Raw genomic sequence first — 12914 nt, forward strand, 5'->3', positions numbered from 1 at the left:
CGCCCCGAAAGCCCCGCTAAGGGAGCGGCCCCGGCTTTGCCGGGAACGGGGCGGGGCTGTAGCTCAGATGGGAGAGCGCTGCAATCGCACTGCAGAGGTCAGGGGTTCGATTCCCCTCAGCTCCACCACCCCTTCCGCCGCCGGATTGCCGGGCGGCACGCCGCTCCGGACATTGCGATAGATCGGTGCCTCTCTTCGGAGCTTGTGGGCCCACTGGATCGGCGTCTCAGTGCCGGTGTTCGCGGCGCAAGCGGTAGCGGCCTTCCGAATAGACGTCGAACAGGCCCTGGATGGCGGGATGCTCGACCGGCTCATCGCTTTCGTCCACCACCAGATTCTGCTGGCTGACATAGGCGATGTAGCTCGCCTCCGCATTCTCCGCGAGCAGGTGGTAGAAGGGCTGGTCCTTGCGCGGGCGCACCTCGGCCGGGATCGCCGCATACCATTCCTCGCTGTTGGCGAAGACGGGATCCACGTCGAAGATCACGCCGCGGAAGTCGAACAGGCGGTGGCGCACGACATCGCCGATGGAAAAACGCGCATGTGCGACAGGCGGCATCGCCACCGGCGCTTCCAGCAGATTCCGGGGCTCGGACATTTCGATCATGCGCAATATCTAGTCCCGCGGGAAAAAGGCACAAGGAGGCGCTTGCACTCCCGAACGCTTTGGCCTAACGGCGACCGCTCGCTGACCGGCGCGCCGTTCTTTCCAGGAACGGATCGCGCCAAACCTCTGCGGAGAGGTGCCGGAGTGGTCGATCGGGGCGGTCTCGAAAACCGTTGAGCCCGCAAGGGTTCCGAGGGTTCGAATCCCTCCCTCTCCGCCAGAGCTTCTTATTTTACAGCAACTTAGGGGCATCGGCGGCGGCGCTGCCCACCGGCGTGCCCACTTCTGCAGCGGCTTTAGGCGGACGGCGGCGAACGCTTGGCATCTAAAGCCGGGGCATCATCAGCGTAGGTCTGTCGATCGGGCGACCCAAGAGTTCTGGTTCCTTCGGCTGTGCCAGCGCCTTCCGCTTGGCGCGATGAGTCTGCTCGATGGGCGCACGCGACAATGCTCGGGCTCTGCGCCAAGGTCATACACGACCGGTTCTTCGCAACACGATCGCATCTTCATCAATAAGGCGCCGGCGTGAACCTGCGCTGGCCTGAACGTGGCGGTGGCGCTGATCGAAAGGGTATGGGCACCGTGGTACGTTCGGGGGTGGTCGCAGCATTCAAGCTGCGCGATCTCGCCCCCAGTAGCGATAACCTTTATGGTGCTGATCCACGCATGCAGCATCTGATCAACCCGCTGATGAAGGTAGAGTTGACAGAAGTCGCGGCGTTATCCCCGCGCCAATTCAGCCGCGCCTTTTGAGCTAAGAGCGGCCAGTCGCCGGCCAACCGGGTCCAGCAACGGCGGCGATGTCAGTCACCGGGGCTGTCGTGACGGAAGTCGCGCCTCCCGCACCGGCTTGTGTGTCCGGCATGTGGCGGGCAGTCGCCACCGACCCTGCCGATCAGGCAAACGCCCGATTGCCACTGCGACGGGAGACGGATCATTTCGCCCTCCATTGGGTGGGCGAGTTGGTGACGGCGGCCGATGCCGAGGCTGCAGGCAAGCACCTGGAGTATGTCTGGGGCGAGTTCATCGGCCGCATCGGCTATCCCGAACCCGACTGCACACGCGCCGAAAAGCGCAAGGTCAGTGTCTTTGTCGGCGCGGACTACGGCCTGATCGGCGGTGCCGACAACTTGGGTCAACTCGGCACGTGGATCGGCCTGGGCGGTGTACGCGATAGGTTCGGCTTGGCGCACGAGCGGACCCATGCGCTGCAGGTCGGCTCCGGCGGATTGCGCGATTCGCCGTTCACCGGATGGCTGTTCGAAAGCCACGCCAACTGGATGACCCACCAGCTGCCCGAATTCGGACCACGACCCATTGCTCGGTGCTGTCGGTCAACTATCCGCACCTCAACTTTGGCTCCGCGCGGGTGCGATACTGCAACTGGCAGTTCCTGGAGTATCTGAAGGACCGCTTCGGCTACGGGTCCTCAACGACATTCGGACCAAGTCGCCACGGGTCGGCGCCGCGGACGCGGACCCGATTGAAGTGCTGATGCGCAACCAAGGCTGGACGATCGCGGTGAGTTCGAGCGTGGCATCTTGCTGGCCGGGGGAGGGCAGAACATCGGCGACGTGGAGCAGCGTGGTGCATCGGCAGCCGCCGGCGTTTATTATTATGGCCTCGTCGATCCCGCTGCGACCAGCGACGAGCGCCGGGGGGCGCAGTTGACCGTTCGGGTGAATGAAGTGACGGAAATTCCGGATTATTGTTGGCGCGATTGAGCGACAAGTGCTGCAACGTTCCCGCCCACTCTTCCGGCATGCTGCTCCATCGACAGACAGATACCTGCTAGGCGCCCGCTCGACGGCTCTGGCGAGGTATTCTGTTTGCTCAAAGGCAGGTCCTTAGGGCGCGCTTGCGGTCTGCTCCGCCACTACGCTGCGGGGCCACGGATTGAGGTTCCGCCCACCCGCCGCGATATAGGCGTCCACAGCGCGCTCCAATGTCGGCAGCGGCACCGGGCCGATCTGCAGGATCACGTCGTGGAAGATCCGCTGGTCGAACTTCACGCCGAGCTTGGCCTCTGCCTCGGCACGTTGCCGCCGAATCTGAATTTCGCCCAGTTTGTACGCAAGCGCTTGGCCCGGCCACGCGATGTAGCGGTCGATCTCGGTCGTGATCTCATGCTCGGAGAGCGCGACGTTCTCCCTGAAATAGTCGAGCGCCTTCTGCCGCGGCCAGCCGTAATGATGCAGGCCCGTATCGACGACGAGACGCGCCGCTCGCCACATCTCGTAGGTCAGTCGTCCGAAATCCTCGTACGGCGTTTCGTAAATGCCGGTCTTGGTGCCGAGCCACTCCATGTAGAGCGCCCAGCCCTCGCCATATCCTGAAAAGCCCGCCTGCTTACGGAACTCGGGCCGCGCAGGCGCTTCGAGCGCGAGCGCTGCCTGGAAGCTGTGCCCGGGCGTGCACTCGTGCACGACAAGCGACGGCAAGGTGTAGAGCGGTCGCACGGGCAGGTTGTACGTGTTCATCTGACACGCCTCGAGCCCGCCGCGACCTCCGGTGTAGATCGGCGCGAGCGCAGGCGGCACCGGCACGATGCCGTGCCGGTAGCGCGGCAGGAATCCGATGACGTGCTTCAGCTGATAATCGGCCTTTTTCGCCGTGTAGGCGGCGTTCGCGAGCAATTCTTTGGGCGTCTTGGCATAGAATTGTGGATCGGTGCGCAGGAAGGTCATGAACTCGGCCATGCTGCCGGTGAAGCCCGCCTTCGTCTTCGTCGCCTCCATCTCGGCTCGGATGCGGGCAACCTCCTTCAGGCCGATCGCGTGAATCTGCTCGGGCGTGAGCGTCAGCGTCGTGAACTTCTCGATCATGGCCTGGTAATAGGCGTCGCCGTCGGGCAGCTTGTTCGCTGCCGTCTCGGTGCGGGCATTCGGGATATATTCGGTCCGCAGGAACCGGAGCAGCTTCGCATAGGCCGGCACCACCAGATCGTTCAGAGCGGCGCGGCCCTCCTGTTGCAGCTGTGCCTGCTCGGCTGCCGGGATGGCATTCGGCATTTGCGCGAACGGCGCCCAAAAGGGATTGGTGTCGTCGGCGACGCTATAGGGCTCCGCCGTCTTGTCGCGACCGATCGTGGCCACCTTCGGCACCGTGAACCCTCGCTTCAGGCCGGCGCGCATGTTTGTGATCTGCTCGTCAAAGTACCGTGGCACGTCGCGCATGCGGGCGATGTAGTCGCGGTATTGTGCTGCGGTCTCGAAGCCCTCGCGCGGTGTCAGCCCCGTCCAGAAGAAGGTGTCCGCGTTGAACGGCGCCTCATAGTTCTTGTAGCGGATGTCGGTCGCGTAGCCGCTCACTACGGCACGAAATACGTCCGCGTTGATTTGCTCCTCGGCGGACAGCTGGTCGCGCGGGATTGCATCGAGCTGTTTCAGGACGTCGTTCCAATAGGCGAGCCGCGTCGCCTGCGTCCTGGCATCAACCGCAGGTAGCCGACTGCCGCGGGCGTGGCCCCCGCGGCCGCTCGATCCGAACTGTTCCTGACGCCACTTCCACTCTGCCTCGTACAATGCGCGCAGCTTCGTATCGGCGGGGCCGTCGGCCGCAGGCGCGGGAAGGGTGGTGGTCACGCCTGCGGATTGCGCGAGCAGCGGGGAGGGCGCCGCGCCCGCGCCGACCAGGGAGAGCGTGAGGAAGAGGGACGTACGGCTCACCGGCATGCGGGGCTCCTTTCGTTCAGGATTGGCAACACGCGCTGACGATCACTGCGGTAGCCTGGGCTTGGCGTACGGGTCTTTGCCGCCGCCAGCGATCCAGGCATCGATGGTTGCCTCCAGCACCGGCAGCGGCACCGACCCCAGCTGCAGGATGACGTCGTGGAACCAGCGCTGGTCGAAGGATGCGCCCAGGATGCGCTCCGCATCGGCGCGCTTGCGCCGGATGAGCATCTCGCCGAGCTTGTACGCCAGCGCCTGGCCGGGTGTCGCAAGATAGCGATCCACCTCGATGCGGATCTCGTGATCGGAGAGGGCGGTGTGCGCCGCCATGAAGTCGATCGCCTGCTGGCGGCTCCAGCCCTTGCTGTGCAGGCCGGTGTCGACCACCAGCCGCGCCGCTCGCCACATCTCGTATGTCTCGCGGCCGAACTCTTCATAGGGCGTTTCGTAGATGCCCATCTTGGTGCCGAGCCACTCCATGTAGAGCGCCCAGCCCTCACCATAGCCGGAGAAGTAGGTGGTCTTGCGGATCTCCGGCCGGTCGGGGCCTTCCAGCGCAAGCGCGGCCTGGAAGCTGTGTCCGGGAACGCACTCGTGCAGGGTGAGCGGCGGGATGGTGTAGAGCGGGCGCGCGGGCAGGTCGTAGGTGTTCATCAGGCAGCTTTCGAGCCCGCCGTTCCCACCGGTCGCGAACGGCGCGATGTTCGCTGGCGTGGGCACGATCCAGAAACGATAGCGCGGCAACAGGCCGACCGTGAATTTCAGCTGCCCATAGGCCTTGTTCGCGACATAGGCGGACTTGGCGACCAGCTCGTAGGGCGACTTCGCGGTGAACTGGGGATCGGTCTTCAGGAAGTGCAGGAACGACTTGAAGTCTCCCTTCCAGCCCGCCTGCCTCATGGTCGCCTGCATGTCGGCGTCGATGCGCGCGACCTCCTTTTCGCCGATCGCGTAGATCTGCTCGGGCGTGAGGTCGGTGGTCGTGTGTTCGCGGATCTTGGCGCGGTAATATGCCGTGCCGTCGGGCAGCGCCTCGGCCGCAATGGTGGTGCGCGCACCCGGGATATACTCGTCGCGAACGAACGCCTGCAGCCTGGCGAATGCCGCAGCCGCTTGTGCGACCGCTGTCCGTCCTTCCGCTTCCAGTGCTGCCCGCTCTGCCTCCGGGATGCTGGAGGGAAAATTGGCGAACGGCAGGAACAGCGGGTTCGCCGCCGCGTCACCGCTCCCCAACGGCAGGATCGTGGCTTCGCGACCGGTGATCGCCACGCGCGGGGGCGTGAACCCGCGCTTCAGCCCGGCCCGCAGGTTGGTGGTCTGTTCAGCGAGATAGCGCGGCATGTCGCGCAGCCGGCCGAGATACGCGCGATACTCCGCCACCGAACGGTAGCCGGCGCGCGGTGCCATCCAGGTCCAGAAGCCGAACGGTTGCTCATATTCGCGGAACTTGATCTGCGACACCGAAGCATCGAGCGAGGTGCGGAACACCGCCGCGTTGATCCGGTTCTCGGCCGACAGCTCGGCCTCGGGAATGCCGTCCAGCGTCCGCAACGCCGACTGCCAATAAGCGAGGCGACGCTGCTGGCTTGCGGCGTCGACGCGCGGCAGGTGATCGGGCGCATTCACGCCCGCCTCCTCATCGCCGCCAAACTCGCCCAGCCGCCATGCCCATTCCGTGTCCAGCAGCGTCTTGAGTTGTGCGTCGGCAACACTGGTCCTGGCCGCTGCGGGCGCAGCCGGTTCCTGCGAAGCTGCGGGTGCCGTTCCCACCGCCAGAGTCAGCGCCAAGGCTGGTGCAACTGCAGAGGAAATCTTCATCGCCTATCTCCCTTCGCGGAGACGATTGTGGGTCGCTCCGGCCATCACGCAGCGGCATGGTCGTCAGCGGTGGAAGCGCAGCGCCAGGAAGAAGGTGCGCCCGATCACGTCGTACACGCCCGCGGAGTAGCCGAGCTCGAAGTTGGCGCCTCCCGCCTCGGCGCCCGGGATGCGCGGCGGCTTTCGATCGAAGGCGTTGGTCAGCCCGCCCGACAACTCGATCTGCGGCGTGAGCGACACATAGCCCGAGATGTCGTTGTAGAAGACGTCGGGCGTCCAGACGTCCTGATACTGCTCGGCCGTGATGGTGGTGCTGGCGCGCATCGGCGAATAGTGCCGCAGCGTCCAGGTCAGGCCATATCCCTCGTTCGCATAGGTGGTGCGGACGACTCCCTTCCACTTCGGGGTACCGAAGACCCCTGCATACTCGGTGATCGTCGCGGGATCTTCGGGGTCGAGCGTGTATTCGCGTTTGATCAGCCGCGAGTAGTTGGCATCGACCGACAGCGTGCCCGCACCGGCGCCCAGGCCCAGCTGCTCTAGCGGCACGTTGTAGGTAGCGCTGATATCGACGCCGCGCGTCAGATATTTGGCGAGGTTGAGCTTCTGGGTGATCACCGACTGGAGGTTGCCATCGGCATCGCGCCCGATCAGCGGGCAGAAGATGTTGTCGAGGGAGGCCTGGTCCACGCACTTGTTGATCAGCGTCTGTGCGGGGAAGGCATCGATCGCGTTGCGCAGGTCGATGTTGTAATAGTCGACTGCTACGGACAGCCGCGGAAGGAAACGCGGCTTGAGCACGACGCCGAGCGTGAGCGTCTTCGCCGTCTCTGGCTTCAGGTCCAGATTCCCTTGCGCGATGATGTCGCGATACACCCAATAGGTGCTGGTGTCCGACGGCGCGATCGCGGCGCAGTTGGCGGCGGTGTACTCGCTCCGGTCGACGCGGTTCGCCAGATTATAGGCGTTGCACGGGTCGGTGATCCACAGCCCCGACGTGCTGCTGGCGGTGTAGAGCTCGCCGATGTTGGGCGCGCGCACGGCCCGACCGTAGGTGGCGCGAAAGCGGATGTCCGCGATCGGTGCCCATTCCCCACCGAGTTTGTACGTCGTGGTGCTACCAGCGGTGCTATAGTCCGAAAGCCGGGCCGCGCCGTCGATCGACAGCAGATCGAAAAACGGCCGATCGCTGAGCAGCGGGACGTGCAGCTCGCCGAACACCTCTTTCACGCTGTACTTGCCTACCAGCGGTGTCGCCGAGGTTCCGATCGTCGGATCGTAGAGTGAACTGGTGGGATCATATTCCGGGATGGTGCCGATATCGTTCTCTTCGTGCCGATATTCTGCACCCAGCACCATCTGCACTGCACCGCCCGGAAGGTCGAACAGCCCTCCTGAGACGTAGGCGGAGGCGACTTGCTGGGTCAGCGTCGATTTTGACCAATGCGAGGTGTAGGTGATGTAGTCGATCATCGACTGGGTCAGCGGCACCAGCGGGTTCATCGCGACGCAGCCGTTGCCCGGATCGGTAAGCGTGCTGCGGCAGACCGCGGTGCCGTCGGCGCCGCGAGTCGAGTCGAGCCCCAGATACCAGCGATCATAGGCGGTGGCGTTGACGTCGCGGATCCGCTGCTCGGTGCGGCCGTAGGAATAATAGGCCGAGTAGTTCCACGGGTGCGAGAAGAGGGTGAAGTTGCCCTCACCGCCGACGGTGCCCTGGAACAGCCTGCGGTCGTATTCCGTGCTCGGCTGCGGCAGTTCCATGAACCGCCGGGCGAAATACAGGCCGCCTTCGGGAATCGCGCCACCTGCGGCGTCAATCATCTGCTGGGTTATGAAGGGACTGTCGGCTGGGACGACATCCGACCCGAATGACGTCATCTGCAGCGAGGCGGAGGTCGACCGCGTCCGGGCAAAAGTACCGATCGCGAAGAGCTTCAGCGCGTCGCTTACCTCGTAACTCGCGCTGGCGCGGGTGGAGATGCGTTCGGACGGCACGCTCAGCAGCCAGCCGTCGTAGCGACCGTTGTACTCGCCGCCGTCGGTCAGGAGGGTGCCGAGCGCATCGGCGTTGCCGTTCAGGTTAACGGGTGCTGCGTTGATGAAGCCTCCTGGCCCCAGGATCGGGTCGCGCAGGCTGCCGTTCGCATTCACCGCGTACAGGCGCCCGCCGAGGATGACCTGTGCTGCGTCCGCCGTGTTGATGTTCCGGTTGTGATCGGAGATCGTGTAGGGGACGCGGCTGTTGGGACGCACATAGATCGGGTACCCGTCGGCGGTCCACGGGCGGTCGCTGCCGCTCACTAGCCCGGGTTGGTTCTCGAAGAAGGCATAGGCACTGATGTTGCCTCGCCCCTCGTGGAAGTTGGTGCCGGCCAACAGGTCGTAGCTGTAGGTGTCGAGATCGCCGCGCGTTGAAGCGCTGTAGCGCGCGTTGGCCTCCACCCCCTGAAAATCCTTCTTGAGGATGAAGTTCGCGACGCCCGCTACCGCATCGGCGCCATACAGCGCCGATGCACCGCCGGTGATGATCTCCACGCGTTCGACCAGGCTCGACGGGATGTTGCTCACATCCACGGCCGAGGTGCCCGGGATCGCGGGCACTTGGCGCCGGCCGTCAACCAGCACCAGCGTGCGTTGCGTGCCCATTCCGCGCAAGTCCAGCGCATTGATGCCGGCGTTGCCTGCCAGGTTGCTCGTCTGGTTAGTCTGGGTGACGGCGAGGCTCGGCAGTTGGTTGACCACATCGGCAATCTGCTGGGTACCGGCGGCGCGAATCTGGCCGGAATCGAGCACGGTCAGGGGGGAAGGACTGTCCGCCGCCGAGCGGCGGATGCGCGAGCCGGTGACCACGATATCGCCGCTGGAGTCGACAGGGGCTGCCGCCGAATCGTTAGCCGTGGTCTCTGCGGGGTCGGCCACCGGGGCGTGGGTCTGTGCCGAAGCGTGGAGCGGGACCATCAGGCAAGTCGCCAGCAAGGCAGCCTTTGTGATCGACATCTTGTGGATCGAACCAGTCATGTCAGCGCCCCCGCTTGCAAAGACCAAAATACGGTATACTAAATACGAACATGATGTTTGCAGCTTGTCAACGTCGATGCTGGCGAAGCCTTAAGGACGCAGCGCTGGCGCTGTTGTTGATGAGTGCCAGCGGCGAGGCCGCCGGGCAGGGCATTGCCGATTACGCTGTGCAGGCAATTCGGCCGCCGCCCTCCGAGCTAAACCTCGACCCTTTTTACAAGCGCTATGCCGATGCTGGCGGGATACCCGTCATTGCCTCCGCCAAGGTGCCGGATCTCGCGCTGTTGAACGCGCGCGACATCGCGACGGTCATGCTGCTTGAGCGACCAGATATCCGACAGGTGCTGATTGCGCGCGGAACACGGGTCGCGATCATGGCGATCGACGAGGGCACCGTAGACCTGCCCGAGCATCGCGACTGGAAGAAGCCGGCACGCGACGATCCCCGGCTCACACGGTGCGAGCGCAAGCACTACGACGCGCGCATCGGGCGGTTAAGCGATCGTGCCTATTGGAACGGCCGCGCCCGCGGAATGGGCGGGATCTTCACTTCGGGGGCCGCCGAGAACCTGATGGGTGTGCCGGGCACGCGCTACTATGGCGAGAACATCCTGGTCCACGAGTTCTCGCACAACATCCTGGAAGGCGTCCGCGGGGCCGACCCGCTGCTCTATGGCCGGGTGGAGCGCGCCTATGCGGCGGCCCGCGCAGCGGGCCGGTGGCAGGGCGAATATGCCGAAACCACCGTCGATGAATACTGGGCAGAGGGCACCCAGTTCTGGTTCAATTCCAATCGGCTGGCCGTGATCGATGGCCGCCGGGTGCTGTCGGCGAATGACCTGCTGTCTTATGACCCAGCGCTCTATGCAGTGCTTGAGGAAGTGTACGGCCGCAGCCATCGGCTCGAGGGGGACGTCTTCTACCAGCACCCCGCTCGGGTTCCGCCAGGGCCTGTGCCCAAGTCGACTGCCGAGATATGCTGAACCGTCGGGCCCTCCTTTTGGCAGGGGCTGCAGCCGGGCTTGCAGGCTCCTTGCGCGCTGCCGAGTCGAGCAAAGGAACGCGAAAGCCCCGTAGCGTGTCTCGTGCGCTCGCCGCGCCCGGCACGCCTTTCGTCATCGGCGGCGACGCTCATGGGGTGACGAGCCTGCGCTTTCGGGGAGACCGGTTTGACACCGACTATGTACGTGCCGGAGCGGTGCTGGGCCGGGTGCTGGCGCGCTATCGGCTCGGCGGGGCCGCATGGCACCAGTTGGACACGGTCGCCGGTACTTCCGAATGGCGCCCCGGGGGTGTCGCGGCGACCGTTTCCGATCCCGCGCTGACGCTCGCCAGCCACCTTGAGCTCGTCGGCGAGCGGCTGGAGTGGCGGATCGAAGTAACCAATCGCGGTAGCGACACGGTCGAGGTCGGCGACCTCGTCCTGCCGCTGGCGATGCACACTCGTTTCGCCGCGGGCCAGCCTGCGACAGAAGCCGTGCTGAAGCACAGCTTCGTTTCCGGCCACGGATCGCACCTGTTTTGGATGCGCTCCAACAGCGCCGGTCCCTATTTGATGCTGCTGCCCGCAGCGGGCACGCACCTGGAATATTGGGACCGCCGCGTGCTGGCGGAGGATGGGGAGGAGGACACCTATTGTGCCTTCATTCATGGCGCTGCCGCCGCTGCGGAAACACGTGCCACCGGCACCAACTGGCGCCAGCCGACCACCGCGCTGACTCTGCGCCAGGGCGAGTGCCGCAGCTATCGTTTCCACTTCCGCTGGGTCGCCGATTACGGCGCGGCTCGTTCGGCGATCGCCGACAGCGGCGGAATCGATGTCGAGGTTGTGCCCGGCATGACGCTGCCAACCGACCTGGAAGCCACGCTGGCGCTGCGCTCATCCATTCCGGTCACCCGTATCGATGCCGAATTTCCCGAGCAGACGGACATCACCGCGCTGCCCGCGCGTGCAGGGCGGCAGCTGTATCGGCTGGCATTCCAGCGTCTGGGCGAGAACCGGCTAACGGTTCATCAGGAGGGTGGCCGCAGCACTACCCTGGAGTTCTTTGCGACCGAACCGGCCGAGACTCTGATCGCCAAGCGGGGCGCCTTCATCGCCAAGCGCCAGCACCGCGATCCGGCGCTCTGGTACGACGGGCTGTTTGGCGAATGGGCGATGGACCGCGGCGTGCTGCTCGGTCCGGACGAATACGACCGGATTAAGGGCTGGCGCATCTATGAGGTCACCTGCGACGATCCGGGCTTGAGCAAGCCGGCATTCCTCGCCACCAAGAACGCCGAGCATCCGGTTGCCGCTGAGGTTGCCGCGCTCGACCGCTATATCGATCGCTTCGTCTGGGGTGGCCTGCAGCGTTCCGACCGCGAAGCGCACACCTATGGCATCTATGGCATTCCCGATTGGAAGACCAATCGCGAGAGCGCCGATCCCGGAAAGAAGGGCCGGCTGCACATCTGGCGGCCCTATGACTATCCGCACATCTTTGCGATGTACTTCGCCATGTATCGGATTGCGCGCGACCATCTGCACATCCCGACGCAGTTGAGCGCCGACGCCTATCTGGAGCGCGCACACGGCACGGCGCTCGCGATGTTCACCATCCCTATGCGTGTCATCGACTGGTCTGCCTATGGCACTGGATTCTACAACGAATGCGTGATCCCCGACCTGGTCTCCGCGCTGAAGGAACGCGGGTGGAAAGGTCAAGCGGCCGAACTCCAGGCGCACTGGGCCCGCAAGGTGCGCCATTTTGTGCTCGAAAGCCCGGATCTGTTCGGATCGGAATATCCGTTCGATTCGACCGGATTCGAGTCCACGCAGGCCCTCGCTCGATCGGCACTCGACGACCCTGCCGCGCTGGGTGTCACGGCCGGGCAGGCAAGGGCCTTTGCCGATCGGCAGATGGCGGCGAACCTGTTCTGCCGCGGCTGGCTGGAGCCCGCATACTACCTGCTCGGCAGCGACTACCGCGCGCAAGGCGCCGATTCCTATACGCTCACGTACATGGCGCAGATGGGCGGTGCTCGACCATGCCTTGCACGACCAGCCCGATCCCCATTCGCTGCTGCGGCTCGGCTATGCTTCGCAGCTGAGCGCATGGGCGCTGCTCAACAGCGGGACTGCCGAAAGCGACTATGGCTATTGGTATCCCGGTGCCGAGCATGACGGGGCGGCGGCCGGTGGGTTCGAGCCGGCACCCCGTGGCGAGACATGGCTGGATCAGCCACACCACAGAGGCGCGTGGTATTACTCGTGCGAGATCGACTTAGGCTTCTGCGGCGCCGTGCGCGCGGCACGCACCATCGTCGCGGATGATCCGGTGTTCGGGCGTATCTGCTATGGTGGCGCTTGGGCACAGGATGGCGACGAGATTGCCGTTTCCCCGCGCGACGGTGTCCGGCGACGGCTAAGCGTGCGGATAGCGAGCGCGTGGTTCGACTTGGAGTTGCTCAACGGCCGCTTCGACAACGACGCCTCGATACGAATTGGCGAGGATGGACGAACGCTCACCGTTATGGTCGAGCGGTTCGATACCTCGAGCCCGAAGCTCCGTGTGCGCTTTCGAGGTCAGCCCGGCAGCTACGCGGCAGTCGCGCATGGCGAGGAGCATCTTTTCACGGTTGAAGGCACAACGGCAGCGGAAATCACGCTGCCGGCCGGCCAGCAGCTGATCGTGCGCAAGGTCAACTGACACGCTGCATTCCGCTCGCGCTTTCGTCTTACCGAGCGCAAGAAAGTACGCGTGAAAAGGCTGCGCTTACCTTGATGAAGGCGCCTAGCGCTTGCGATCTTCGCA

10 protein-coding genes and 2 tRNA genes are annotated in these 12914 nt (G+C 64.7%); 8 read left to right on the forward strand and 4 right to left on the reverse strand.

Annotated features, from left to right (window positions below; genetic code table 11):
• Window positions 1–52 precede the first annotated feature (52 nt).
• A tRNA-Ala gene (locus EO081_RS10965) sits at window positions 53–128 on the forward strand.
• Window positions 129–226: 98 nt separating this feature from the next.
• Here the strand turns inward: EO081_RS10965 and hspQ are convergent.
• Entirely contained in the window at window positions 227–607 is a 381-nt protein-coding gene (gene hspQ, locus EO081_RS10970) for a heat shock protein HspQ (protein WP_129341961.1), read from the reverse strand.
• 130 nt (window positions 608–737) lie between these two features.
• Here hspQ and EO081_RS10975 point away from each other — a divergent pair.
• From EO081_RS10975 to EO081_RS10990, 4 genes are all read left to right on the forward strand, one after another.
• Window positions 738–827: transfer RNA gene (locus tag EO081_RS10975), tRNA-Ser, on the forward strand.
• Window positions 828–1132: 305 nt separating this feature from the next.
• Window positions 1133–1360 (forward strand): hypothetical protein, encoded by a 228-nt coding sequence (locus EO081_RS10980; RefSeq protein ID WP_129341962.1) that lies wholly within the window; start codon window positions 1133–1135, stop codon window positions 1358–1360.
• Window positions 1361–1407: 47 nt separating this feature from the next.
• The gene (locus tag EO081_RS10985; protein ID WP_129341963.1) at window positions 1408–2013 is read left to right on the forward strand and encodes a DUF6055 domain-containing protein; all 606 of its coding nucleotides are present in this window, start codon (window positions 1408–1410) and stop codon (window positions 2011–2013) included.
• Window positions 2014–2148: 135 nt separating this feature from the next.
• Window positions 2149–2331, forward strand: coding sequence for a hypothetical protein (locus EO081_RS10990; protein ID WP_129341964.1), 183 nt, complete (start codon window positions 2149–2151; stop codon window positions 2329–2331).
• Window positions 2332–2454: 123 nt separating this feature from the next.
• Here EO081_RS10990 and EO081_RS10995 read toward each other — a convergent pair whose 3' ends face one another.
• The 3 genes from EO081_RS10995 to EO081_RS11005 all read right to left on the reverse strand — a co-directional run bounded on the left by EO081_RS10995 (window position 2455) and on the right by EO081_RS11005 (window position 9117).
• Entirely contained in the window at window positions 2455–4281 is a 1827-nt protein-coding gene (locus EO081_RS10995; RefSeq protein WP_129341965.1) for a DUF885 domain-containing protein, read from the reverse strand.
• A 42-nt stretch (window positions 4282–4323) separates the two neighbouring features.
• Window positions 4324–6096 carry a DUF885 domain-containing protein gene (locus tag EO081_RS11000; protein WP_129341966.1) on the reverse strand — a complete coding sequence of 591 codons (1773 nt, stop codon included), beginning with the start codon at window positions 6094–6096 and terminating at the stop codon, window positions 4324–4326.
• A gap of 63 nt (window positions 6097–6159) precedes the next feature.
• Entirely contained in the window at window positions 6160–9117 is a 2958-nt protein-coding gene (locus tag EO081_RS11005; RefSeq protein ID WP_240697639.1) for a TonB-dependent receptor plug domain-containing protein, read from the reverse strand.
• A gap of 119 nt (window positions 9118–9236) precedes the next feature.
• On the opposite strand from EO081_RS11005, the gene EO081_RS11010 reads away from it, so the two are divergent.
• From EO081_RS11010 to EO081_RS17065, 3 genes are all read left to right on the forward strand, one after another.
• Entirely contained in the window at window positions 9237–10100 is an 864-nt protein-coding gene (locus EO081_RS11010; RefSeq protein ID WP_221215042.1) for a glycoside hydrolase, read from the forward strand.
• A 95-nt stretch (window positions 10101–10195) separates the two neighbouring features.
• Complete coding sequence (locus EO081_RS11015; protein ID WP_129341967.1) at window positions 10196–12283, forward strand: DUF5695 domain-containing protein; 2088 nt, start codon at window positions 10196–10198, stop codon at window positions 12281–12283.
• Between the two features lie 118 nt (window positions 12284–12401).
• Complete coding sequence (locus EO081_RS17065; protein ID WP_240697679.1) at window positions 12402–12809, forward strand: hypothetical protein; 408 nt, start codon at window positions 12402–12404, stop codon at window positions 12807–12809.
• Window positions 12810–12914 lie beyond the last annotated feature (105 nt).

Origin of the sequence: Sphingomonas desiccabilis, from assembly GCF_004135605.1 — a bacterium.
GTDB classification, from domain to species: Bacteria; Pseudomonadota; Alphaproteobacteria; order Sphingomonadales; family Sphingomonadaceae; genus Sphingomonas; species Sphingomonas desiccabilis.